The 25,676-nt window shown below is 31.0% G+C and carries 27 protein-coding genes; 13 read left to right on the top strand and 14 right to left on the bottom strand.

All coding sequences use genetic code 11. The annotated features are described in order from the left end of the window. Positions 1 to 62 precede the first annotated feature (62 nt). From ACVC5O_RS05730 to ACVC5O_RS05685, 10 genes are all read left to right on the top strand, one after another. On the top strand, positions 63 to 896 hold the full coding sequence (locus tag ACVC5O_RS05730; protein ID WP_452220514.1) for a universal stress protein: 834 nt from the start codon (positions 63 to 65) through the stop codon (positions 894 to 896). Between the two features lie 185 nt (positions 897 to 1,081). After that, the gene (locus ACVC5O_RS05725; RefSeq protein ID WP_452220513.1) at positions 1,082 to 1,594 is read left to right on the top strand and encodes a c-type cytochrome; all 513 of its coding nucleotides are present in this window, start codon (positions 1,082 to 1,084) and stop codon (positions 1,592 to 1,594) included. A 37-nt stretch (positions 1,595 to 1,631) separates the two neighbouring features. After that, entirely contained in the window at positions 1,632 to 2,207 is a 576-nt protein-coding gene (locus ACVC5O_RS05720) for a fasciclin domain-containing protein (protein WP_452220512.1), read from the top strand. Between the two features lie 29 nt (positions 2,208 to 2,236). After that, positions 2,237 to 4,207 carry a Sec-dependent nitrous-oxide reductase gene (gene nosZ / locus ACVC5O_RS05715; RefSeq protein ID WP_452220511.1) on the top strand — a complete coding sequence of 657 codons (1,971 nt, stop codon included), beginning with the start codon at positions 2,237 to 2,239 and terminating at the stop codon, positions 4,205 to 4,207. A gap of 130 nt (positions 4,208 to 4,337) precedes the next feature. After that, positions 4,338 to 4,958, top strand: a complete 621-nt coding sequence (locus ACVC5O_RS05710; RefSeq protein WP_452220510.1) for a hypothetical protein — start codon at positions 4,338 to 4,340, stop codon at positions 4,956 to 4,958. A gap of 35 nt (positions 4,959 to 4,993) precedes the next feature. Next, complete coding sequence (locus ACVC5O_RS05705; protein WP_452220509.1) at positions 4,994 to 5,431, top strand: nitrous oxide reductase accessory protein NosL; 438 nt, start codon at positions 4,994 to 4,996, stop codon at positions 5,429 to 5,431. 4 nt (positions 5,432 to 5,435) lie between these two features. Next, the gene (locus ACVC5O_RS05700; RefSeq protein ID WP_452220508.1) at positions 5,436 to 6,674 is read left to right on the top strand and encodes a nitrous oxide reductase family maturation protein NosD; all 1,239 of its coding nucleotides are present in this window, start codon (positions 5,436 to 5,438) and stop codon (positions 6,672 to 6,674) included. Then, entirely contained in the window at positions 6,668 to 7,375 is a 708-nt protein-coding gene (locus tag ACVC5O_RS05695) for an ABC transporter ATP-binding protein (RefSeq protein ID WP_452220507.1), read from the top strand. The genes ACVC5O_RS05700 and ACVC5O_RS05695 overlap by 7 nt, the downstream gene beginning before the upstream one ends. After that, positions 7,368 to 8,150, top strand: coding sequence for an ABC transporter permease (locus ACVC5O_RS05690; RefSeq protein WP_452220506.1), 783 nt, complete (start codon positions 7,368 to 7,370; stop codon positions 8,148 to 8,150). The genes ACVC5O_RS05695 and ACVC5O_RS05690 overlap by 8 nt, the downstream gene beginning before the upstream one ends. Before the next feature lies 1 nt (position 8,151). Next, positions 8,152 to 8,574 carry a hypothetical protein gene (locus ACVC5O_RS05685; protein WP_452220505.1) on the top strand — a complete coding sequence of 141 codons (423 nt, stop codon included), beginning with the start codon at positions 8,152 to 8,154 and terminating at the stop codon, positions 8,572 to 8,574. Positions 8,575 to 8,581: 7 nt separating this feature from the next. Here the strand turns inward: ACVC5O_RS05685 and ACVC5O_RS05680 are convergent, their stop codons facing one another. The 13 genes from ACVC5O_RS05680 to ACVC5O_RS05620 form a co-directional block, all read right to left on the bottom strand. Further along, a complete protein-coding gene (locus ACVC5O_RS05680) occupies positions 8,582 to 9,403 on the bottom strand; it encodes a universal stress protein (protein ID WP_452220504.1) in 822 nt (273 codons plus the stop codon). A gap of 77 nt (positions 9,404 to 9,480) precedes the next feature. Further along, on the bottom strand, positions 9,481 to 9,942 hold the full coding sequence (locus ACVC5O_RS05675) for a hemerythrin domain-containing protein (protein WP_452220503.1): 462 nt from the start codon (positions 9,940 to 9,942) through the stop codon (positions 9,481 to 9,483). Next, positions 9,914 to 11,125, bottom strand: a complete 1,212-nt coding sequence (locus ACVC5O_RS05670; RefSeq protein ID WP_452220502.1) for a hypothetical protein — start codon at positions 11,123 to 11,125, stop codon at positions 9,914 to 9,916. Before ACVC5O_RS05670 ends, ACVC5O_RS05675 begins: the two co-directional genes overlap by 29 nt. Positions 11,126 to 11,239: 114 nt before the next feature. Beyond that, positions 11,240 to 11,971 carry an iron-sulfur cluster repair di-iron protein gene (gene ric / locus ACVC5O_RS05665; RefSeq protein WP_452220501.1) on the bottom strand — a complete coding sequence of 244 codons (732 nt, stop codon included), beginning with the start codon at positions 11,969 to 11,971 and terminating at the stop codon, positions 11,240 to 11,242. Between the two features lie 213 nt (positions 11,972 to 12,184). Continuing rightward, positions 12,185 to 12,619 (bottom strand): RrF2 family transcriptional regulator, encoded by a 435-nt coding sequence (locus ACVC5O_RS05660; protein ID WP_452220500.1) that lies wholly within the window; start codon positions 12,617 to 12,619, stop codon positions 12,185 to 12,187. A gap of 66 nt (positions 12,620 to 12,685) precedes the next feature. Next, entirely contained in the window at positions 12,686 to 13,387 is a 702-nt protein-coding gene (locus tag ACVC5O_RS05655) for a sulfite exporter TauE/SafE family protein (RefSeq protein ID WP_452220499.1), read from the bottom strand. 147 nt (positions 13,388 to 13,534) lie between these two features. Then, positions 13,535 to 13,981 (bottom strand): FixH family protein, encoded by a 447-nt coding sequence (locus ACVC5O_RS05650; protein WP_452220498.1) that lies wholly within the window; start codon positions 13,979 to 13,981, stop codon positions 13,535 to 13,537. A 51-nt stretch (positions 13,982 to 14,032) separates the two neighbouring features. Continuing rightward, a complete protein-coding gene (gene ccoG, locus ACVC5O_RS05645) occupies positions 14,033 to 15,457 on the bottom strand; it encodes a cytochrome c oxidase accessory protein CcoG (RefSeq protein ID WP_452220497.1) in 1,425 nt (474 codons plus the stop codon). Positions 15,458 to 15,459: 2 nt separating this feature from the next. Next, positions 15,460 to 16,410: a cbb3-type cytochrome c oxidase N-terminal domain-containing protein gene (locus ACVC5O_RS05640; RefSeq protein WP_452220496.1), complete on the bottom strand. Its 951-nt coding sequence runs from the start codon at positions 16,408 to 16,410 to the stop codon at positions 15,460 to 15,462. Next, complete coding sequence (locus tag ACVC5O_RS05635; RefSeq protein WP_452220495.1) at positions 16,407 to 16,592, bottom strand: CcoQ/FixQ family Cbb3-type cytochrome c oxidase assembly chaperone; 186 nt, start codon at positions 16,590 to 16,592, stop codon at positions 16,407 to 16,409. Before ACVC5O_RS05635 ends, ACVC5O_RS05640 begins: the two co-directional genes overlap by 4 nt. 13 nt (positions 16,593 to 16,605) lie before the next feature. Next, positions 16,606 to 18,798, bottom strand: coding sequence for a cytochrome-c oxidase, cbb3-type subunit I (ccoN, locus tag ACVC5O_RS05630; protein ID WP_452220494.1), 2,193 nt, complete (start codon positions 18,796 to 18,798; stop codon positions 16,606 to 16,608). A 5-nt stretch (positions 18,799 to 18,803) separates the two neighbouring features. After that, complete coding sequence (ccoS, locus tag ACVC5O_RS05625; protein WP_452220493.1) at positions 18,804 to 18,992, bottom strand: cbb3-type cytochrome oxidase assembly protein CcoS; 189 nt, start codon at positions 18,990 to 18,992, stop codon at positions 18,804 to 18,806. Between the two features lie 204 nt (positions 18,993 to 19,196). After that, entirely contained in the window at positions 19,197 to 21,581 is a 2,385-nt protein-coding gene (locus ACVC5O_RS05620; protein ID WP_452220492.1) for a heavy metal translocating P-type ATPase, read from the bottom strand. Between the two features lie 148 nt (positions 21,582 to 21,729). On the opposite strand from ACVC5O_RS05620, the gene ACVC5O_RS05615 reads away from it, so the two are divergent. From ACVC5O_RS05615 to ACVC5O_RS05605, 3 genes are all read left to right on the top strand, one after another. After that, complete coding sequence (locus ACVC5O_RS05615; protein WP_452220491.1) at positions 21,730 to 22,365, top strand: Crp/Fnr family transcriptional regulator; 636 nt, start codon at positions 21,730 to 21,732, stop codon at positions 22,363 to 22,365. A 54-nt stretch (positions 22,366 to 22,419) separates the two neighbouring features. Next, a complete protein-coding gene (locus ACVC5O_RS05610; protein ID WP_452220490.1) occupies positions 22,420 to 23,547 on the top strand; it encodes a vWA domain-containing protein in 1,128 nt (375 codons plus the stop codon). A gap of 92 nt (positions 23,548 to 23,639) precedes the next feature. Then, complete coding sequence (locus ACVC5O_RS05605; protein ID WP_452220489.1) at positions 23,640 to 25,106, top strand: sigma 54-interacting transcriptional regulator; 1,467 nt, start codon at positions 23,640 to 23,642, stop codon at positions 25,104 to 25,106. Here ACVC5O_RS05605 and ACVC5O_RS05600 read toward each other — a convergent pair whose 3' ends face one another. Beyond that, positions 25,107 to 25,676, bottom strand: coding sequence for a YdeI/OmpD-associated family protein (locus ACVC5O_RS05600; protein WP_452220488.1), 570 nt, complete (start codon positions 25,674 to 25,676; stop codon positions 25,107 to 25,109).

Here is a 25,676-nt window from a genome sequence, read left to right as displayed (position 1 = left end):
AAATTTTGGTGACTGTATAAAATAATTTATAATTAGTTAAAACGAACTTAAAACTTTAAAAAATGAACAAAATAATAGTACCTATAGATTTTTCGGAATACTCAGAATATGCACTAGAAACTGCAGCTATTTTAGCAAAGCGTAATAATGCTGAAATTTTAGCATTGCATATGCTAGAAATAGATAAAGGTAGGCTAACAGACTCTGCAGATGAGCAAAATGCTAAAGCGGTTTTCTTTTTAAAACTTGCCGAACAAAAATTTGAAGAATTTTTACAAAAAGATTTTTTAGAAGGCCTATCAATCACTCCAATTGTAAAACATTTTAAAGTGTTTAGTGAGGTTAGTGAAGTTGCTGCAGAGCAAAATGCAGATTTAATTGTTATGGGATCTCATGGAACCAGTGGATTGTCTGAAATATTTGTAGGCTCTAATACTGAAAAAGTGGTAAGACATTCAAAAATTCCTGTATTAGTTGTTAAACATAAGCCAACACGCTTAAAATTTGAAACTGTAGTATTTGCTTGTAATTTTTCTGAAGAGATGGTAGAGCCTTATTTAAAAGCAAGCGCTCTATTTAATACAGAAACTTCTAGTCTTAAATTATTATATGTAAATGTGCCTGGAGATCGTTTTATGAGCTCACAAGAAATGGAAGCAGATGTTGCCGCTTTTCTACAAAAAGCAGATGGGAATTTAGATTCTATTAATACTGTTCATTACGTATCAGATTACACAGTAGAGAAAGGAATTCTTAATTTCTCTAATCTTGTTGGAGCAGATTTAATTGCTGTACCTACACATGGTCGTACAGGAATTGCTCATTTTTTTGAAGGTAGTATTTCTGAGGATGTTGCCAACCACTCTAACATTCCAGTGATGACATTTAAAATATAAATTAAAATTTTACATTGTTTTTTTTAGTTAGTTAGAGATAATGTGAAGCAAGAGTTGGATTTAAAAATCCAACTCTTTTTTTTAAAATATTTTAAATAGGATAAAATTGTCTTAAATATGATATTTATCATATTTTTTGACATTAATAGGTCTTAAATTTGTGTAATAAAACTAAAGCAATACAAATGAAAACAACACTAAAATTATTGACAGTAGTATTTGTAACACTTCTAATTAGTTGTGGAGGCAAAGAAGAGAAGGAGAAGGAAAAATTTTCTTATCAAAAAAAGACAACTGAAACCACAACAACTAAATCAACGACTTCAAAAGCTGAAAAAATTCCAGCTTCAAAAAAAGTAGATTTAGACAACAAAGGTGTTGGTCCAATTAAATCTATCGAATTAGCTGCAACAATAGACCAAAAAATGGTAACTCAAGGCGCAGATGTTTTTAAAAGAATGTGTACAGCGTGCCATAAGCCAAATAAAAAATTTATTGGTCCAGCTCCAACAGGAATCTTAGAACGTAGATCACCAGAATGGGTAATGAACATGATTTTAGATCCAGAAGGAATGGTTAAAAACGACCCACTGGCTAAAGAATTATTAATGGAGTTTAATGGTTCGCCAATGGCAAATCAGAACCTTACAGAAGAAGAAGCTAGAGCTGTATTAGAGTATTTTAGAACTCTAAAATAATAATTTATAACCATCATAAATACTAACACTTAGACCAATGAAAACTTTAAAAAACCTTTTTTTAGTATTTGCATGTTTAGCATTAATAGTTTCATGTAAAACCGAAAACAAAGACGGAACATCGACCTCTACAGTTACCCAAGCTGATAATGAATCTAATGATAAAACTGGTCAAGCCTTTATTGAAGATGATGGATCAACTCCAAATTGCTTACAAATAGCAATTGGCTCTAAAGACCATTCAACTTTAGTTGCTGCTGTTCAAGCTGCAGGAGTAGAAAATGCATTGGTTAATGTAGGTCCGCTTACCGTTTTTGCACCAACAAATGAAGCTTTTGCTGCATTACCAGAAGGTACAGTAGATGACTTACTAAAACCTGAAAACAAAGACGCTTTAGCTAATATTTTAAAGTATCACGTTACTCCAGGTAATTATTCTAAAGACTTTTTAAAGAGATTTAAAAAATTAGGACAAGCAAACAATGGTTATGTAAAAGTTGAAGTTGTAGATGGCGAACCAATGATTGGTGGTGCTAAAATACTAGGAAGTGTAAATGCTGGTAATGGTATTGTACACGTAATTGATAAAGTTTTATTGCCTCCAACAGAATAAATATAAACACTAATTAAAATTTAATAATAATGAAAAAATTAATAACATCAGCTATTGCATTAGCAACTATACTTGTTGCGTTTACAAGTTGTAATAACTCTGGTAAGTCTTCAAAGAAAAATGGAGCCTTATCTAGCAACAATGCAGAAAAAGTATATGTAGCACCAGGAGAGCATGATTCGCATTATGCATTTATCTCTGGTGGTTACAGTGGTAACCTTACAGTTTACGGTTTACCTTCAGGACGTATGTTTAAAGAAATTCCTGTATTCTCACAATTTCCAACAAATGGTTACGGATATTCTGAAGAATCTAAACCAATGTTAGAAACTTCTTATGGTTTCATTCCTTGGGATGATTCGCACCATCCAGACATTTCGCAAACTAATGGTGTTTTAGATGGTCGTTGGGTATTTATTAATGGTAACAACACTCCTCGTATTGCTAGAGTTGGTTTAAGATCTTTTGAAACAGAAGAAATTATTGAAATTCCAAATAGTGCAGGAAACCATAGTTCTTCTTTTATTACAGAAAACACAGAGTATGTAGTTGCAGGAACACGTTTTTCGGTTCCAGTTCCACAAAGAGATATGCCAATTAAAGACTATAAAGGAAACTTTAAAGGTGCTTTAACTTTTATTTCTGTAGATCCAGAACATGGTCATATGGATATTAAATTCCAAGTACTTATGCCAGGTTTTAACTACGATTTGTCACATCCTGGACGTGGAAAATCTCATGGCTGGTTCTTCTTTACAACCTATAACACAGAGGAAGCAAGTACGCTTTTAGAGGTTAATGCATCTCAAAATGATAAAGATTTTATTGCAGCAATTAACTGGAAAAAAATTGAAGAATATGTAAATAATGGTGGTGGTACAATGATGCCAGCAAATTATGCACATAACTTATTAGATGAAGATACGCACACAACAACTTCTACAATGAAAAAAGAAGTACGTGTTATTAATCCATCTGAAGTTCCTGGAGCTGTATATTTATTACCAACACCAAAATCGCCTCATGGTTGTGATTTAGATCCTTCTGGAGAATATATTGTAGGTAATGGTAAATTATCAGCTAACTTAACAGTACACTCATTTACAAAAATGCTTGACGCTATTGAAAACAAAAAATTTGCTGGAGATGCTTATGGTATTCCTATCTTAAATTTTGAAGATGTTTTAGCAGGTTCTGTTGAGCAACCAGGTTTAGGACCTTTACATACAGAGTTTGATGATAAAGGAAATGCATATACAACCTTCTTTATTTCATCAGAAGTTGTAAAATGGAAATTAGGTACTTGGGAAGTTATTGATAGAAAACCAACATACTATTCTGTAGGTCACTTAACAATTCCTGGAGGAAACTCTGCAAAACCTTTTGGTAAATATATGTTTGCGATGAACAAAATTACTAAAGATAGATACTTACCAGTTGGTCCAGAAATGGAGCACTCTGCACAATTGTATGATATTTCTGGAGATAAAATGGAATTACTTTTAGATTTTCCAACTCATGGAGAACCACATTATGCTGCAGCAATTCCTGCAGAAATAATTAAAGAAAACTCACTTAAGTTTTACAAGTTAGCAGATAATAAACACCCTCGTAAAGCTACAAATGATGATGAAACTAAAGTAGTTAGAGATGGTAAAAACGTGCATATTTACATGACTATGATACGTAGTCACTTCTCACCAGATAATATAGAAGGTGTTAAGGTTGGAGACAAAGTATTCTTCCACGTTACTAACCTAGAACAAGATTTTGATGTACCACACGGTTTCGCTGTAATTGGTGCTAATAATGCAGAATTATTAATTGCTCCTGGTCAAACAAGAACATTAACTTGGGAACCTAAACAAGTAGGTGTATGGCCTTTCTATTGTACAGATTTCTGTTCTGCATTACACCAAGAAATGCAAGGTTACATTAGAGTCTCTGCAGAAAATAGTAATACGCCATTAAAATGGTCAATGGGAGAAGATATAGAATAATTAATAATATTTAGAGAAATTTTGTTTTAGTGTTTATTTCTCTAAATAAAAGGCGAGAGTTGATTTATCGCTCTCGCCTTTCTTTTTAAAACACTATTAACTAAATAGTAATTAAACAATATTTTATTCTATGAAAAAGGCTGGAATTTTAATGATATTAGGGACTTTATTGTTGTTAGGACTTTTTAAATTCCCTTTATGGAATATTATGCTTGGCGCACCACAATATCCAGACCCACTAGGCATGAATATCTACATTCAAGGCATTGAAGGTGTAAATGAATTTGACCTTCAAAACATTGATGGTTTAAACCATTATATTGGTATGAAAACAATTCCAAAAGCAGAAGATATGTGGGAGTTTTCAGTATTTCCAAAAGTAATTATTGGTATGGTTGTTTTAGGCGTTATAATTGGAATATTGGGATTTTTAAATAAAATTAGTTACAAATTCTTTATAGGTTGGTTTTTATTAATGTCTATATTAGGCGTATTAGGTATGTACGATTTTAATAATTGGCTTATCGATTATGGTAGTAACTTAGATCCTAATGCTATTATTAAAGTCACAAATCCTGATGGTTCACCAATGTCTTACAAACCACCTTTAATAGGCTATCAAAAATTACTTAATTTTGATGTAGATTCTTGGCCACATATAGGAGGTTATCTTATGTTTGTTGGCATGTCTTTAACGCTTGTTGCATTTTGGTTAGGTAGAAAAGCCAGCTTAAAAAAAACAACACAATAGCAATGCAATTTTAAAACACTAAAAACACTAAAATTATGCAAACACTAAAACACTATTCAATTTTTGCATTATTACTATTTTTTATTAGTTGTAATGTAGCACCAGAACCCATAAACTACGGAAGTGATGGTTGTCATTTTTGTAAAATGACCATTGTAGATAAAGTACATGCCGCAGAAATTGTAACCAATAAAGGTAAAGTCTATAAATTTGACGCTACAGAATGTATGATAAACTTTATGAAAGAGTTTGATACATCAGAAATTAAACTTTATCTATCTAACAACTATACAGAACCAGAAGCATTAATTGATGCTACAAAAGCCACGTTTTTAATTAGTAAAAACATACCTAGTCCTATGGGAGCATTTCTTTCTGCTTTTAAAAACAAGGCTGATGCTGAAAAATTTCAAGCAGAACAAGGAGGAGATTTATACACTTGGGAAACCTTACTAGCAAAATTTAAAGACTAGTAGTATGAAAAACTTCTTCGTTTTCTTAACAGTCATTTTTATGACTGGTTCATCAACTATTGCACAAACTATTGAGGTTTGTAAAACTTGCCCAATTTCAACATTAAAAGAAGGTATTGCTCAAGCAAAAGACTTTGATACTATTATTGTTAAAAAAGGGACTTACAAAGAGCATGATGTTATTGTAGATAAACCACTAACCATTATTGGTGAAAATTACCCTGTTATTGATGGCGAGTCTAAAGGCGAAATCATTACAGTTATTGCAGATAATGTGACTGTTGATGGTTTATTCATCATAAATGTAGGTAATAGTTATACAGCAGATTATGCAGCTATTAGAGTAAAAAACAGCAAAAATTTCTTGATTCAAAATTTAGTTTTAGAAAAATTATTCTTTGGTATTTATATTGAAAAATCAAGAGATGGAAAAATATTTCATAACAAGATTGTTGGTGATGCTGTAGAAGAATACAATTCCGGAAATGGTATTCAACTATGGTACAGCAAAAATGTGGAAATAGAACATAATTTTGTGCAACATGTTCGTGATGGTATTTATTTAGAGTTTTCAGATTTTTGTACCATTAAAAACAATGTTAGTTCTTTAAATGTACGTTATGGTTTGCACTTTATGTTTTCAAATGATGATATGTATCAAGATAATGAGTTTTCTAACAATGGAGCAGGAGTTGCAGTAATGTTTTCTAAAAGAATACAAATGTATAACAACATTTTTAAGGATAATTGGGGAACAGCTTCTTATGGATTATTACTTAAAGAAATTAATGATGCAGAAATTGAAGGAAACAATTTTACAGATAATACCATTGGTATTAATGTAGAAGGTTCTAATAGAATTAATTACAAGCACAACAATTTTCAAAATAATGGTTGGGCAGTTAAAGTAAAAGGTGCTTGTTATGCCAACATTTTTACCGAAAATAATTTCTTATACAACTCCTTTGATATTGCTTACAATAGTAAGGTTAATGATAATAATTTTGACAAAAATTATTGGAGCAGTTACACAGGTTATGATCTAGATAAAAACGGTATTGGAGATGTACCATACAGACCAGTAAAACTATTTTCATACATTGTAAACCGTACACCAGAAACCATTATTTTGTTACGTAGTATGTTTATAGATATTATTGATTTTTCAGAAAAAGTATCACCAGTTTTTACTCCAGACAACTTACTAGATAATAATCCACAAATGAAAAAACTAACATGGTAATTATTGAAAATTTACATAAAAAATTTGGAAAGAATCAAGTTTTGAAAGGTGTTAATTTAACCATTAATGAAGGCGGAATTTTTGCAGTGCTTGGACCAAACGGTTCTGGTAAAACAACATTGATTAAGTCTGTTTTAGGAATGGTTATTCCCAATAAAGGAAACATTACAGTTCAAGGTGAAAACATTTATAAAAACTCTGACTACAGACATAAAATTGATTATTTACCACAAATAGCTAATTTTCCTAGTAATCTTCGTGTAAAAGAATTAATTAAAATGATTAAAGATTTACGCAAACCTACCAATGAAGATGAAAGGTTAATAAAACTCTTTAGGCTAGAGCCTTTTTTAGATAAAAAATTAGGTCAGCTTTCTGGAGGAACTAAACAAAAAGTAAACCTTGTTTTGACCTTTATGTTTGATAGTCCTTTAGTAATTTTAGACGAACCAACAACAGGTTTAGATCCTATTTCGTTAATACGATTAAAAGATTTAATTAAAGCCGAAAAAGCCAAAGGCAAAACAATACTTATTACATCACATATTATGAGTTTTGTTGAAGAAGTTTCTGATGAAATTGTATTTATTTTAGAAGGAAAAATATACTTTAAAGGCTCTATTCAAGAATTAAAAACCAAGACACAGCAGCCAGATTTTGAGCATGCAATTGCGTCAATATTATCAAATAACCATGCTTAAAATATTAAAATATAGTTTTTACGATTTAATGCGTAGTCGTTGGAGTTACGTCTATTTTGCGTTTTATTTACTGCTAGGTATTGTGTTGTTATTTTTAAATAACGACTTGTCAAAAGCAGTTATTACTTTAATGAATGTCATTATTGTTTTAGTACCTTTAATTGGTACCATTTTTGGCGTGATGTATTATTATAATTCCAAAGAATTTACAGAACTCTTATTAGCACAACCCTTAAAACGATCTTCCATATTTTTAGGTCAATATTTAGGTGTAGCCATATCACTATCTATGAGCTTGATTTTAGGTTTAGGTATTCCGTTTGTGTTTTATGGTTTGTTTGAAAGTAGTGCCATTTGGGATTTTTCATTATTACTAATTACAGGCACATTTTTAACCTTAATCTTTACAGCTTTAGCGTTTAATATTGCCTTATCTAACGAAAACAAAATTAAAGGTTTTGGCTATGCAATACTACTTTGGCTGTTTTTAGCTGTTATTTATGATGGTTTGTTTTTAATGACACTTATTCTATTTGAAGATTATCCTTTAGATAAACTTTCCCTTATAGGAACCATGTTAAACCCAATAGATTTATCCAGAACACTTATATTATTAAAACTAGATATTTCTGCTTTATTAGGCTATACAGGAGCAGTTTTTAAACAATTTTTTGGTACAAGTTTCGGATTAATTGTATCTTTTGTTATGTTAACTGTTTGGGTTGTATTACCAGTTTTAAGAATAGTATTTAAATCAAAGAAAAAAGATTTTTAAAATGAAAACAAAATATATAATAATCGTATTGCTTTTAGTGTTTGCTGTTAGTTGTAAAAATGAAACGTCAACTCAAGAATTAATCCCATCAATTAAATTGGAAGGGTTAATTTTAAACACTAATGAGAAATGGATTGTAAATGAAGAAACTCATATTGGGATGAAACGAATAGATTCTATTTTAAAGAATAATCCATCCTCAAACGGAAAAATTTTAGGAGATAAATTATCAAAACAAACCAGTTATATTATTAAAAGTTGTGACATGAAAGGTGAAGCACACGATCAGCTTCACGTTGTACTTGTACCAATTTTAGTAGAAATCACAGATTTAAAAGATGAACAAAATGCTTCAGTAGTAAAACAGAAGACTAAAAAATTACAACGTTTAACTGCTACTTATTTTGAGTATTTTAAATTATAGGTGTTTGTTAAACACGTAAAATAAGTATTGGTTTACTTATTTTAGAAATGGTAACTTTAGTCTTTGGGTTAGAGAAAAAATGTTCGAAAAACCCTTCTTTTTGTACTAATAATGCTATAAAATCTATAGTATTAGTTTGTAAGTAGCTAGATAAAGCAAAATCTATAGGAACTTCGTTCACAACATGATATTTACAATCTAATAATGCTAAATTAGATATATCGTCTTGCTCTTGTGTTGTATTTTCTTTATTTGGATTAACCCTCAAAACATGAAGGTATAATTGGTGATTTTTAATAAACTTTAATAACTGTGTAAAAGCATTGCCTGCAATGGCATCTTTAGGTTCTAGTGGTAATAAAAGTTCTTTAACTGGCTCAAAATTATAGTCTTCCGGAATAATTAAAGTTTTACAATTTACTTTTCTAATTACATTAATAGTATTACTACCAAGCAGTACCTCTTTTGCTCCAGTAGCTCCATTTGTTCCCATGACAATAAAATCTATATTTTTAGCTTTTATTATTTGCTTGATAGCATCAATAAAAACATCAAAATCTATATGAGTTTCAAATGTATAATTAGAATTATTAAACTTGTTTTTTAAATCATCAACAAATACTTGTAGTTTTTCTTTTGGCTCTTTAGTAATTGTTTCATAAAGGCTTTCTTTGTTAGAATACATTAAATCACTAGAACTAAAACTACCAATTTTATGTACATTCATTACATGAAAAGTACATTTTTCATTCTTAAAAAAATGCATAGCATACTGTATTGCATTTTGTGCATTATTTGAAAAGTCTGTAAGTAAAAGTATGTTTTTCATAGCGTTTTATATTTTACTATAAAAATAATCAATGTTTTACTCAAATAATATGATGAATATCAGTTGGTATCAGATTATTACCTCCAAAATTCATCATCCAGATTATCTTTAAAATCTTCTGGTTGGTGTATTTTTTCTATTTCAAGCATTTGCGTTTCAGTTGCAATCTTTTGTATTTCAGGAAACAAAACGCGTTCTTCAAACCTAATATGTTGTTCTAATTCCCCTTCAATTTTACGTAATGTTTTGGCATCATCTCCCGTTTCTGCAAACAAACGTTTTAAACGTCTATGGTCTGTTAATGCTTTCTTTACAAGTTCATTATCTTGTTCTAAAATGGTAAAAATATGAGCTTCTTCCATTTCAAAGTGCGGAATTAAATGGGTTTTAAAAAACCAATCAGCATAGACTCGTATGCGTTCTGGTGCTATATTTTTACTAAACCCAGCTCTTATTTTCCAGGACAATAATAAACCATGATGATGTTCTCTACTTAGTGGTTGTAATGCTTTATGTCGTTTTTGTGGTTTTAAATCCATGTGGTTTTGTTTTAATTATATTTAATAAAATAAAAAATATTCCTAAAGGAAGTAATATGCTAAAAAGGAATAATATGATATAATAATTTTGAAGAATTCCTGTTCCAAAATAAAATTTATAACCTTGTATAAGTAATACAATTTCAGTAAACACAAAACCTAAAAGGAAGCTATAAATACCTATGGTTAAGGAATTAGTAAAACGAACCAATTTGGAATTTAAAATAAACGAAAATAGAAAACCTGTAATAACACCAAGCATCATTAAATGAATAAACCCAATTACAAAATTACGATGCTCAAAAACTACTTGTGAAAACTCTGGGATAATACTAAGTGTTTGAAAAATTATTTTTAGCACAAAACAAAACACACTAAAATAATATAGGTAAACTGTAAGTTTTGGTTGTGTTTTTAAATGTTGTTGCAACTTTGTTTTTATAAGTTTTAAAAAGAAAATGAGTGTTATAAATTGTAATATAATACCAAGTGCATTTATAAACAATAATGCTTTGTGAGGTGCAAACCACTGAATTGGGAGAGCAAAGGTTAATATAGTAGAAGCTATTAATAATCTATAAAATTGTTGAAACAATTTAGAGTTTTCAATTTTAAGAAGATGAAAAAATACTACAAATACTCCTATTAAAAACCAACCATTAAACTGAAAGTGTAAAAAGAATTGTATAGCAATTTGATAGAACGCTGAAGCTTGTCCAAGTAAACCAACTGCAGGACCTAAACACCAAACACCAAGCGTAGATAGTAACATAAATAGGAGAGAAGCTTTAAGTAATTTACTAGTAGCTATAGAGGTAGTTTTATGGTGTTTCCAAATTAAATACACAAAGAAATAACTACAAAAAATATGAAGTGTTGAAAACGTTATAGAAACTGCTGCATAACCTTGAAACGGAAAACTAAGCATCATACCAATTACAGAAATTTCGGTTATCCAAAATAAACGATTGTAAATAGGTTTTTTATCTGGAATAAAATAATAAACAAAATGCGTAAATAACATTAAATACACCCAACCTAACATCGCAACATGCGAATGCGCATGCGTTAAATAACGATAGTTTAAACCAATAGAATCAACAAACGAAAAGCGTAGTGCTAAACCCATTAAGGCAGCAATAAAAAAGTTTATAAAGCATACAACTACTAGTCTTTTAGGCATTTAATAATTTTCTAAAATTTTATATAAAAGTGCAGCTTTTTAACAAAAAACCCAGAATATTTTTATTAAAATATTCTAGGGTTTTTTAGCTAAAGCAGCTATTTAGTGTTGCTATTAATCAAATTGCTGTTCTAATTTTATAGCTTCAGGAAATAAAATATTGTTTTCTAAATGGATGTGTAAATGCAAGTCTTTTTCAAACTCTTCTAGCATTGCATAGGTTACTTTATAGGTGTTACAAGCATCTGCTGGTGGAGTGTAATCATTAGTTAATTCTGCAATATCTCTAAAACGTTCACCTTCATTATCGTGTTCTTCCATCATCATTGCAATTGGGTGTTCTACAGTCCCAAATTGAGGCGATTGTATTGTTTCATTTTTTATTTTTGCATTAACCATTCTTTTTACAAAAGGGAAAAGAATAAGCTCTTCTTTTTTCATGTGAGCAGCTAACTCTCCTGCAGACGCTGTAAATAACTCATTAATTTTGAATAATTCTGGATGACGCTCACCATGTACACGACAAAGTTTATCTAAAAATTGACGCAATACAGGTATTTTTTCTTCTACATATCTATGATGCTTCTTTTCTATATACTCTGCCAATAAATCTAAAGGCCAAGATTTATAATCTATAGATTGGTTTGTCGTTGTGCTTAAAACAGCATCTAGTTCTTGTACTAGTTTATTACTATCAATCCCTTTTTTATTGCAAGCTTCTGCTACAGATCTGTTTCCGTTACAACAAAAATCTATTTTGTATTTTGAAAAAATTGCAGCAGTCCTAAAATCTTCTGCAACATATTGTCCAATTTGTTTTTGGGTGTCTTTTTGTAATGTTTCCATATTTTTTTATTTCGGATAAATTTATCCTATTTATATTCAAATTTTTTTTAATAAAATTCTTTTTTCATTATAGATTTAAGTGCCTCACTAATTTATTTTATAAGTTAATTTTAGTCTAAATGTTTCATTAAGCATAATCCAAATGTTTTAGTTTGCATAACATTAAACTTCCAAAGTTTTCAGTTAAACTAGTAACAATAACTATTACATTTTTTATGTTTTTAAAAAAGATGCTCCAGATTTTATGTTTAAAGCTAGCTCTTCTAAATTTGTGTTTTCCAGCATGAATTTTAATTCTTTTCTAATTACTTTAAATTTATCATGAACAGGGCAAGGATGGTTTTCATCACAGGATTTAAGGCCTAAACCACAACTGCTATAAACAGTATCTCCATCTATAGCTTGGACTATTTGAGAGAGTTTTATAGTTTTAATGTCGTCTTTTTTAATCTCAAATCCACCATAAGCACCTCTTACAGAATTAATAATATTATGCCTTACAAGTGCTTGTAAAATTTTTGCGGTAAAGGCTTGTGGAGAATCTATTTCTTCCGAAATTTCTTTAGGAGACACTCTCTTATCTTCTCGCGAGTTTTTCGCAATAAAAATCGAGGCTCTAATACCATATTCGCAAGCTTTTGAAAACATATAACTGTATTTAATACAAAGATATAAATTTTATTTTAATTAGGATAAATTTATCTTAATTAAATTTTAATGACAATCAATAGCATTGGAAACGCTATCTATTACTGGAGCAGGAGAAAGGTAAGGAATTCCTAAACCTAAACCACGTATAATAAATAAGGCACCAATAACTACAACGAAAATAGGTATTGCTTTTTGGATGCGTTGTTTAATTGAAGTGTTTAAAAATTTACCTAAATATATAGCAGTAGTCATTAAAGGTATAGTCCCTAAACCAAATAATGCCATATATAAGCTTCCTTTAACAGCGCTTTGCATTGCTAAAGAAGCAAAAACTGCCATATAAACCAAACCACAAGGTAAAAAACCGTTTAAAAAACCAATGGTTAAAAACGTATCTGCAGTTTTCTTTTTTAATGCTTTACCTAATGCCGATTTTACTTTTGAAATGAGTTTGTAAATAGGTTTAGAAAAGTTGTATTTATTAAACGTTTTTACAGGAATTAATACAACTATAATCATAATTACGCCAATAATTATAGATAGTTGTTGCTGCAAACCAAATATGTAGAGGCTTTTTCCAACGAGTCCAAAAAATAAACCAATTATACTATACGCTAGTAGTCTTCCTAAATGATAAGCAAAAATTTGAAATACTTTTTTAGTGGAATTTGTTCTGTCAACTGGTAGCATAAAGGCTATTGGACCACACATTCCTATACAATGGAAGCTTCCTAATAATCCAAATATGAGTGCAGACCAAAGCATGTTTTAATAATTAGTAGTGTGTTTGGTCAAGAGCAGTCAAGACCTATTAATGTTTTGTAATTTATTAATGCGTACTCAAGAAATTACGTTTGTTATTTTACTTAAAATATATTTTTATTTCAGTAATTCTCGAAGTTGCATTATTATTTAATATACTATTTCTTTTTTGTAGAGATATGAGGTTTCGTTATATTGCCAATCTACTTTAATGTTCCAACGACCACCTAATAAACGTTTGTCAGGTATGAGCAAATTGTGGTTTGATAGAGAAATTGGTGTTTCAAAATCAAATTGTTTATTAGATGGTCTATATAGGAACACTTTTCCTGTTATGCTATTAATCTTGAAGGATTCAGGAAATGTAATAACTAAGCCTTTGGTTGTTTTTTCGACACTAACGTTTTGAGTTAAACCTTGGGCATTTGTTTCTTTATTGATGTCATTTTGTACTTGTAATTCTTGTTTGTAATAATCTTCAGTCACTAAATCATGATCGTATTTAGCATTAATATTCATATTAATTACAAAATACATTATAAAGCTTATAAAGCCTATAAATGCTAATACTATACCAGTTCCCCAATTAATTTTCATATTTATTTTTTCCGAAATCGGAAATCTTTTTTTTAGTTAAACTTCTTTTTTTTAATTAAAACTACGAGGTCCTAAAAAGTTAACCGTTGTTGTTTCTATCAGCTCATCACCACTATACACATCAATTGTTAATTTATTTTTATCGCTTGTTAGTTCACTTTGATCAATTTCTATAAACAGTGTACCTTCAGCTAAACCTTGTTCTGGGACCGAAAAATTATCGCTGTTTGAGACTACTTTAATTTCTCCTTCATATTTTCGAAGTCTAAAATCTACATTTTCAATAGTTTTAGTAGTTTTATTTACTAGTTTATAAGTGAACACATTACTAATTATGGTTTCGCCTTTGTGTTCGTAGAGTTGTCCAGGGAGTCTTAATATTCTTGCTTCTACATTATTTCTTACTAATAGCATACCTATTAACACACCAATTAATATAATGAGTACAGCTATGTACCCTTTCATTCTCGCTGTTAATTTAAATTTTTCTTTTTTCTCTATTTCATCTTCACTAGCATATCTAATTAAGCCTTTTGGTAAATTTATGCTTTCCATTATGTGATCACACTCATCTATACAAGCAGTACAATTAACACATTCTAATTGTGTTCCGTTTCTAATATCAATTCCTGTTGGACAAACGTTTACGCACTGTAAACAATCTATACAATCTCCATGTCCAAGAGCTGCTCTATCTTCGTTTTTTCTAAATTTTTTACGTCCATTTTCTGCTTCACCACGTTTATGATCATAGGCTACAATTATAGATTTGTTATCTAATAGTACACCTTGTAACCTGCCATAAGGGCACGCGATTATACAAACTTGCTCTCTAAACCAAGCGAATACAAAGTAAAAAACAGCAGTAAAAATTAAAAGAGGCAAAAAGGTTCCTAAGTGTTTAAAAGGGCCTTCTGTAACGTACATTATAAGTTTGTCACTGCCTATTAAATAAGCTAAAAATACATTGGCTATTAAAAAAGAGATAATTAAAAAGATAAACCATTTTAAAAGGCGTTTTCTAATTTTTTCTCCATTCCATTCTTGTCGGTCTAATTTTCGTTGTTTGTTTCTGTCTCCATCAATCCAATATTCTATTCTACGAAAAACCATTTCCATAAAAATTGTTTGCGGACAAATCCACCCACAAAAAATACGTCCAAAACTTACAGTAAATAGAGCAATAAATACGACTCCAATAATCATAGAGATTACTACCAAATGAAAATCTTGAGGCCAAAAAGGAAAACCAAAAATATTAAATCGGCGTTCTAATATGTTAAACATTAAAAACTGGTTTCCATTAATTTTAATAAATGGAGCAGCAAATAAAAAAGCAAGTAGGAGGTAACTAACTAATTTTCTTTTTTCGTAGTACCAACCACTTGGTTTTTTTGGATACACCCAAGCGCGTTTTCCATCTTCGGTTAATGTACCAATGGAGTCTCTAAAGGTTTCGTTTTTGGGTGATTCCATGTTTAATTTTCTATTGTAATTATAGAATCTGTTTTAACTTCTATAGCTTCAGTTGGAATGTCTGTTTTTGGAGCATTCTCATCTACCCAAATGTCGCCTTCTGGCGCCTTAGGTTCTGCAGGAGTGGTGCCTTCAAATTGTAAAACATAACTTGCAACTTGCGCCATTTCTCGAGGTTTTAAACTTTGTTTCCAAGCAATCATCCCTTTTCCTGCTCGGCCACCTTCAGAAATAGTTTTAAATACATTTTTTATTCCTCCACCTAAAATCCAATGCTTATCTGCTAAATTAGGTCCAATTCCACCTCCTCCATCAGGTTTGTGACAAGCTACACAGTTTTGGTTATAAATAACCTCTCCTGCTTTTAAATCTGAAGCATCTACCATTACAGTAACTGTATTAAAATCTACTAAATCTTTTGCTGTTTCTTTGTATTTTTCAATAGCAATTTTAGCTTCGGCATATTCAGTTTCTAGCTCTATATATTGATTATCTGCATTAAATACATGATATTTTACAAGATAAACTGCAGCAAAAACTATAGATGCATAAAACCCATACAACCACCAAGGCGGAAGATCATTATCTAACTCTTTTATACCATCGTAGTTGTGGTCTAATATTATTTCATGTTCTTCCTCTTTAGGTTTAGAACCCAATAGTTTGGTATAGGTAGTGTTAACCCAATTTACAATTTTAGGTGATTTAACTTTTTTAGCATCGTAACGTGCTTTAGCTTCTTCATCTAAACTTTGATATAGTATATTATCTATGGAGCCTACAATAGCTTCGATAGCAACAAGAACTAGTAATATTAAAACTAAAAAAAGTAATATTATTGGCTGCTCTATAAATGCTGGCTGTTTTCCGGAGTCCACTACAAACTCTATAAGTCCAAAGATTATAAAGAATACAATTAGAACTCTTGCCCAGGATGGTATGAAATTTCTCATAGTTCGGTTGTGTTTTGGTTATCTAATGGTAAGCTGCTTACCTTGTTTATATAGTCTTTTTTTGCCGTGAAAACCCACCAAAATAACACTACAAAAAAGATGAAAAATATTAGTAAGGAGATAATTGGATAGATTTCTATTCCTGTAATACTCTCCATGTGGTTTTTTACAAATTTTAGCATAATAAATTAGTTTTTAGTTTGATGACACTTCTTGGTCTTTTACTTTTATATCTGTTCCAAGACGCTGTAAATATGCAATTACTGCTACTATTTCTCTATTACGCATCTCTACAAAGGCTTCTCCTGCTGCTTTTTTATCTGCTTCGTAGCTGGTTGCAAAATCAGGATCTGTATATAGGTTTTTCTCTATTTGAGTGCCTTGTTCTAACATAGCTTGTTGCGCATTTGCAATATCGTTTTCCGAATAAGGAACTCCAAGCTTAACCATAGTTTTCATTTTTGCTTCGGTTTGAGACTTATCCAGTTTACTGCCTTCTCCAACAATTAACCATTGGTAAGCTGGCATTATAGATCCCGAAGAGGTACTTTGTGGATCGTACATGTGGTTAAAGTGCCAATTGTCTGAATATTTTCCGCCAACACGATGTAAATCAGGTCCTGTACGTTTACTTCCCCAAAGGAAAGGACGATCGTAAACATACTCACCAGCTTTAGAGTATTCTCCATAGCGCTCTACTTCACTTCTAAAAGGTCTAATCATTTGAGAGTGGCAACTCACACAACCTTCTCGTATATAAATATCTCTTCCTTCTAGCTCTAAAGGTGTATAAGGTTTAACACTAGCTATAGTTGGAATATTAGACTTTACCATTATGGTAGGTACAATCTGTACAATACCACCAATTAAAATTGCTATCGTTGCAAATATGGTTAATTTTACAGGTTTGCGCTCTAACCATGTGTGCCATCCTTCTCCAGCCACACGACGTTTAGATACGTTTTGTAAGGCTGCAGCTTCTGCTAACTCGTCGTTAACTTTACTTCCTCTAGCTATAGTTACAATAACATTGTAAATCATAACTAACATTCCTGCCAAGAATAAAGTTCCACCAATAGCACGCATTGCGTATAATGGCATAATTTCGGTTACTGTTTCTAAAAAGTTACCATAAACTAAAGTTCCATCAGGATTAAATTGTTTCCACATACTAGCTTGGATAAAACCAGCTACGTACATTGGTAATGCATACATAATTATACCTAATGTTCCTATCCAGAAGTGTAAATTTGCTAATCCAGTAGAATATAATTTAGTCTTAAATAGTTTTGGTACTAAAAAGTAAATCATACCAAAAGTTAAAAATCCATTCCACGCTAATGCTCCAACATGAACGTGAGCAATAATCCAATCTGTATAGTGTGCAATTGCATTTACATTTTTAAGAGATAGCATTGGTCCTTCAAAAGTAGCCATACCATAACCAGTAATGGCAACGACCATAAATTTTAAAACAGGATCTGTACGTACTTTATCCCAAGCACCACGTAATGTTAATAATCCGTTTATCATTCCTCCCCAAGAAGGCATTAATAACATCACAGAAAATGCTACACCAAGATTTTGAGCCCATTCTGGTAAAGCAGTATATAATAAATGGTGTGGTCCTGCCCAAATGTAAATAAAGATTAACGACCAGAAATGAATAATAGATAATCTATAAGAATATACAGGTCTGTTTGCAGCTTTTGGTACAAAATAATACATTAAGCCTAAAAACGGAGTTGTTAAAAAGAAGGCTACAGCATTGTGTCCATACCACCATTGTACTAAGGCATCTTGAACGCCTGCGTAAGCCGAGTAACTTTTTAAACCGTTAACTGGCAGTGCCAAACTATTAAAGATATGTAGTACAGCAACAGTTACAAATGTGGCTAAGTAAAACCAGATAGCAACATATAAGTGACGCTGTCTTCTTTTTAAAATGGTCCCAATTAAATTCCAACCAAAAACAACCCAAATTAAAGCTATAGCTATATCAAAAGGCCACTCTAATTCTGCATATTCCTTAGAAGTAGTGTAACCTAAAGGTAAAGTAATTGCAGCACCAACAATAATAAGTTGCCAACCCCAAAAATTAATTTTACTTAGCGCGTCACTAAACATTCTGGCTTTAAGTAAGCGTTGCGAAGAGTAATAAACACCAGCAAAAATAGCATTACCTACAAAAGCAAATATTACAGCATTGGTATGTAATGGTCTTAAACGACCAAAGCTTAACCAGGAAATTCCATCGGTTAAGTTTGGGAATAAAAACATGAATGCGAGTAGTAGTCCTACCAGCATACCTACAACTCCCCAAAGCATAGTTGCATAAAGGAAATTTTTAACGATTTTGTTATCGTAATAGAATTGTTGTACTTCCATAATAATTAATTAGTCTTTTTTATTTTTATTGTTGGTTTTGTTCGCTCTTTAACAAGTTCATCATCAAATAGCATTCTAACGGAAGGCGTATAACTATCATCAAACTGCCCTTTTCTTACTGCATAAATAAATGCAACAAAAAAGAAAATAGCAACAATAATGCTAATACTCAGTAAAATATATATAACACTCATACCTATTAGAAGTTATGGTTCAAAAATACGTTTGATTAATTTTTTAAAATATGATTTTTATCATGTTTGTTAAATATTTTCCTTTCCTTAACCCTTTTCTAAGTAAAGAGAACTGTTGTGTATTTACTCATATTTATGTTTTATTAAAGGCCTATATTTTTTAAAAGCTTTAAGTGGGATTTTTTTCATTGTACTTCCTTCCATTTAAGAAGACTTGGATTGGATTTTTCTACCTAATACATTAGTAGCAATAGTTGTAAACACCACTATACTAATAGAACTTAATGGCATTAAAATAGCAGCAATTACAGGTGCTAATTGTCCTGTTACTGCAAAATACAAACCAATTGTGTTATAGAAAAACGAAAACACAAAACTCCATTTTATAATTTTTATAGCACTTTTAGAGGCTTTTATAAACTTATAAAGCTGATTGAATTTACTAGCATCTAAAATAGCATCACAAGCAGGAGAAAATACATTTACATTTTCTGAGATTGCAATACCAACATTACTTTGTGCTAATGCTCCTGCATCATTTAATCCATCTCCAATCATTAAAACTTTTGCACCTTCGGATTGATGGTATTTTATATACTCTAACTTATCGTCTGGTTTCTGATTAAAAATTAATTTTGTTTTAGATGGTAATAACTTTTTTAGATTTTCTAATTCACCTTCATTATCTCCAGATAGTATAACTAAATCGTACTGTTTTTTTAACACATTAAAAAGTTTGGACAATCCTTTTCTGTAACTGTTGTAAAACGTAAATTTTCCTTTATAAATATTATTGGTACTTATATGTACTGTCGTATTTAATACCGATTTTTCAGTTGAACCAACAAATTTTGCTGATCCAATTTTAATAGTATTGCTGTTGTGAGACGCTTCAATCCCTTTACCTAAATGCTCTTCAAAATGATTTAAAGTAATGATGTTGTTTTGGTCTAAAATGTCATAAAGTGACCTGCTTAAAGGATGATTAGAACCTCTAACAGTGTTTTTAAGTAGTATTTCTTCAGAAGTATTAAGCCTAACACCATCATAACTCGCTGTACTTTTTTTATTAGAAGTGATAGTTCCTGTTTTATCAAAAATTATAGTATTTATTGCTGCTAATTGCTCTATAACCGAAGCGTTTTTGACATAAAATTTTAACTTCCCAAAAATACGAAGCATATTTCCTAAAGTAAAAGGAGCAGAGAGCGCAATGGCACAAGGACAGGCTATTATTAAAACTGCAGTAAACACATTCATAGCTTTACTTGCATCTACAAATAGCCAAAATAAAGTTGCAACTATTGCAATACTTAAAACAGCAATAGTAAAGCGTTTACTAATAGTATTGGTTAATGTTGTAAAACCATCTTCTTTATTTTTACTAAATATATCGTTACTCCACAATTGTGTGAGATAACTTTGTTCTACAGATTTTAAGGCTTCCATTTCTAAAACTCCAGAAGTTTGCTTACCTCCTGCAAACAGTTTGTCGCCAGAGTGTTTACTAACTGTTTCAGATTCTCCAGTAACAAAACTGTAGTCAATTTTAGCTTTTCCGTTAATTAGTATGCCATCTACAGGTATTAATTCTTCGTTTCTAATTAATAGTCGATCACCTTTTTTAATATCGTAAACTTGGATTGGAGTTTCCACTTCTTCCAAAGATATTTTAGTCACTGCAATAGGAAAGTAGGATTTATAATCCCGTTCAAAAGATAAAAATGAATACGTTTTTTGCTGAAAAAATTTACCTAATAACAAAAAGAATACTAAACCCGTTAAACTATCGAAAAATCCAGAACCTAAATCGAACATAATCTCAACAGTACTACGTATAAAGAGTACAGCAATACCAAGTGCTATTGGAACATCGATATTTAGTATTTTAGAGCGTAAACCTTTGTAAGCTGAAACAAAATAGTCTAGTCCAGCATAAAATACAACAGGAAGTGAAAAAGCAAACATTAACCAGCGAAATAGAGGCTTGTATTTTTCTAACCAAAATTCGCCAACCTCAAAATATTCTGGGAAGGATAAAAACATTACGTTACCAAATGCAAAACCTGCAATACCAAGTTTGTAAATAAGGGTTCTATTAATATGTTCTTTACCAGTTTTAAAATCGTCTAACGAGATATAAGGCTCATAACCAATTGTACTTAAAAGCAATACAATTTCTTTTAGTGACGTTTTTTTACAATTATAAGTTACTCGAACATTTTTCTTGCCAAAATTTACTTGAGATGAGGAGATGTTTGGATTTAATTTATTTAAATTTTCTAAAATCCAAATGCAAGAACTACAGTGAATATGCGGAATATAAAGCGTGGCAATTTGTGTATTGCCATCATTAAACTCAGTTAATTTTTCAATAATAGTTTCTTGAGTTAGAAAATCGTATTTACCTTCAATCTCTTTAGGTACAGCTCCAGGAGAAGCTTGTAAATCGTAATAGCAGGTTAAATCGTTTTCAGAAAAAATTTCATAAACCATTTTACAGCCATTACAACAAAATAGTTTTTCGTTTAATGTAATACTTGTATTATCACAATTATCACCACAGTGGAAACAAGGAGTTTGTCCCATAATTTTTGCTCATTTATACCTGTAACAAATGTCACAAAACAAGTGGATTTAAAATATGATATTTGTCATGTTTTAGTTAAATTTGGTAAAACATTAAAATTCGGGTATGAGTAAATGTGAAAGTTGTATAGCAAGGCAGTTAAATTCTATGAAATCTTTAACTAAAGAAGAATTAAAAAACGTTTCTGCCTGTAAAACAACGCGATTTTATAAAAAAGGAGAAGTCATTTTTGACGAAGGCGAAACTTTACATGGTGTTTATTGTGTTAGAGATGGTGTTTGTAAGTTAACAAAATTGAACGCTAATGGTAAAGACCATACAGTAAAGTTAATCGGTAAAGGCGAGTTAATAGGTCAACGTTCTATTATAAGTAAAGAACAAACAAATTTAAGTGCTGTAGCCTTAAATGATATTGAGCTATGTTATGTGCCTAAAGACCAAATAATAACAAGTTTACATAAAAACCAAGAGTTTTCGTTTGATGTTTTACAACACTTCGCAAAAGACCTAAAAGGAGCCGAAGACGATTTGATTAACATGGCTCAAAAACCCGTAAAACAACGTTTGGCAGAAGCTATAATTTATGTAGAAAAAACTTTTGGTTTAGACAATAATGGGTTTTTAGATGTTGAATTATCTAGAGAAGATTATGCAAGTATAGTTGGTACTGCTACAGAGTCTGCAATACGTATTCTCTCTCAATTAAAAAAAGAAGGCTTAATTTCTACAAAAGGCAAGCGTATTAAAATTGAAGATTTAGAAGGCTTAAAACGTATAGAGTAGTTTTATAATAACTTTACGAAAATTGAATGTAAATAGTTGTATTTTTATACAGCTATGAAACAGAACAATAATTTAAAAAAAGGATTTGTATTTAAACCTTACGAAGCGCCAAATCAGTCTCCTTTTGAAAAACTTTTTGAGATATTTAAAGAGCTCATAACACACACTTCTGGAGATTTTGATGAAGCAATAAATTGGTTAAAAGAACTAGATAAGGAGTACGAATTAACTACAGCAGAGTACACTATCGACGATTTTATTGAAGACCTTAAAAAGAAAGGTTATATAAAAGAAGAGATTGATACAGACGGAAAAGGCTCTATAGGTATCACAGCAAAAACAGAACGCGCTATTAGGCAACAAGCATTAGACCATATTTTTGGCAATATAAAACGAAGCGGACAAGGTAACCACAAAAGTAAAAGTCCAGGAATAGGAGATGAGCACACAGGAGATTTTAGAAACTATCAATTTGGAGATGCTTTAGATAAAGTTTCCATGACAGAAAGTTTAAGAAACGCTCAAATAAATCATGGAATAGGCGATTTTATTTTAACTGAAGATGATTTAGTGGTGGAAGAAACACTACACAAATCTCAAATGAGCACTATTTTAATGATTGATATAAGCCACAGCATGATTCTTTATGGCGAAGATCGAATCACACCAGCAAAAAAAGTTGCAATGGCTTTAGCAGAATTAATTACAACACGTTACCCAAAAGATACTTTAGATATTTTAGTGTTTGGAAACGATGCTTGGCAAATAGAAATTAAAGATTTACCATACCTTAAAGTAGGTCCTTATCACACAAATACTGTTTCTGGTTTACAATTAGCAATGGATTTGTTAAGACGAAAACGAAATACAAACAAGCAAATTTTTATGATTACAGATGGTAAACCTAGTTGTTTAAAATTACCAGACGGCCAATATTATAAAGATAGTAATGGCTTAAATCCATACATTACCAACAAATGCTACGCAATGGCTGCACAAGCCAGAAAATTACACATACCAATTACAACTTTTATGATTGCGCAAGACAACTATTTAATGCAATTTGTAGAAGAGTTTACCAGAGCAAACCAAGGTAAAGCCTTTTATACAGGTTTAAAAGGTTTAGGTGAAATGATTTTTGAAGATTACGAAACCAATAGAAAAAAACGAATTAGAGGATAATTAATTAGCTGTTAGACTTAAGCTATTAGCCATTAGCTCAAGATGAGTGTGCTAAAAGCCAAAAGCTAAAAGCCAAAAGCAAAAGCTATAAAATGAAAAGAAAGAATATACTAACTTTAGGAGATTTAAAAAAAGCTGGATATGAAAGCAAATCTATAAAAGACGAATTAAGAGATAATTTAATTGAAAAAATAAAAAATAAAGAAACTGCTTTTAAGGGCGTACATGGTTATGAAAACACAGTAATACCAGAGCTAGAACGTGCTATTTTATCAAGACATAACATAAATTTATTAGGATTGCGAGGTCAAGCAAAAACGCGTTTAGCACGTTTAATGCTCAATTTGTTAGACGAGTATATCCCTTATGTTGAAGGCTCAGAAATTAATGACGATCCATTACAACCTATTTCGCGATTTGCAAGAGAGCTAATTTTAGAAAAAGGAGATGATACACCAATTTCGTGGCTGCATAGAAGCGAGCGTTTTGCAGAAAAATTAGCGACTCCAGATGTAACAGTAGCAGATATTATTGGAGATGTAGATCCTATAAAAGCTGCTAATTTAAAATTAAGTTATGCAGACGATCGGGTTATTCACTACGGAATGATTCCAAGAGCTAACAGATGTATTTTTGTAATTAATGAATTACCAGATTTACAAGCAAGAATTCAAGTAGCTTTATTTAATATCTTACAAGAAGGCGATATTCAAATAAGAGGATTCAAATTAAGATTACCATTAGATGTACAATTTATATTTACTGCAAACCCTGAAGATTATACCAATAGAGGAAGCATTGTTACACCATTAAAAGATAGAATTGGTAGTCAGATTTTAACGCATTATCCAACAGATATTGAAACAGCGCGATTAATCACAGAGCAGGAAGCTAAAGTGGTTTTAGAGCAAAAAGACGCTATTTTAGTTCCAGATTTAGCAAGAGACTTATTGGAGCAAATAGTTTTTGAAGCTCGCGAAAGCGAATATATAGACGCTAAAAGTGGAGTAAGTGCACGCTTAAGTATAACGGCTTTAGAGAATTTATTAAGTACTGCAGAGCGTCGTGCTTTAAGAGCTGGAGATGATAAAACTATTTTGCGATTAAGCGACTTTACAGGGATTATTCCAGCAATTACAGGAAAGGTAGAGTTAGTTTACGAAGGCGAGCAAGAAGGTGCTGCAATGGTGGCTTACAATTTAATTGGCGAAGCAGTAAAAAGTCTCTTTCCTGAATTTTTTCCTAAAATTGAAAAATTGAAAAAACAAGAAGACGAAAGTCCGTATGACGATATTGTATCTTGGTTTTTTAATCAACAAGATGGGTTTGAAATTTTAGACGAACTAAGAGATAAAGAATACAAAAGCTTATTAGACGCAATTTCTCCTTTAGACGATTTGTTAGCACAATACCAACCTAATCTTAAAAAAGAAGACAGTTATTTTGTAAAGGAGTTTGTACTTTGGGCATTAGTAGAGTTTAAACAGTTAAGTAAATATCGTTTTACCGAAGGGATTCAGTTTAAAGATCCTTATGGTAGTTTTATAAATGGGATTTAATTACCAATTCCCTCTCGATTTAATATTAGCATCGCAGAGTTTTATAATCTCTGCGATTCTTTTTTGTCTTGTTGCTTCTCGTTTGGCTTGATTTAACCAGTATAAATAGCTTTTTCTGTAAGAAGGTGCAAAATTGTTGTAGTTTTTAAATGCTTGAGGGTTGGTATTAAAAGCAATTTGTAATGCTTTTGGGATAATACCTTTTTCAACATTATCTAAAGCAGTCCAACTTCCATTTTGTTTGCCGATTTCAATAATTGCTAAACCACTTTCATGCATTAAATTTTCAGCTTCTAATTCTTTTATGTACCTTTTATTAAGAGCGCTCCAAACACTTTTAGGATTGCGTTTACAAAAATATTGCCTGCGTTTTCCGTTGCCTAAACTTTTAACTGTAGAGTCAATCCATCCATAACACAAGGCCACTTTTACAGCTTCTTCCCAACGCATAGAGGGTTCTGTATTTTCTACTTTATAAAAAATAAGATAAATACCATCGTTAATGTCATGATTTATATGCAGCCATTTTCGCCACTCTAAGTCAGATTTAAAGTAGAGTTCTTGACGCAT

Source organism: Lacinutrix salivirga (assembly GCF_053604675.1).
The sequence above is the reverse complement of the archived record's forward strand: the minus strand, read 5'-3'. Positions and strand labels throughout refer to the sequence as shown.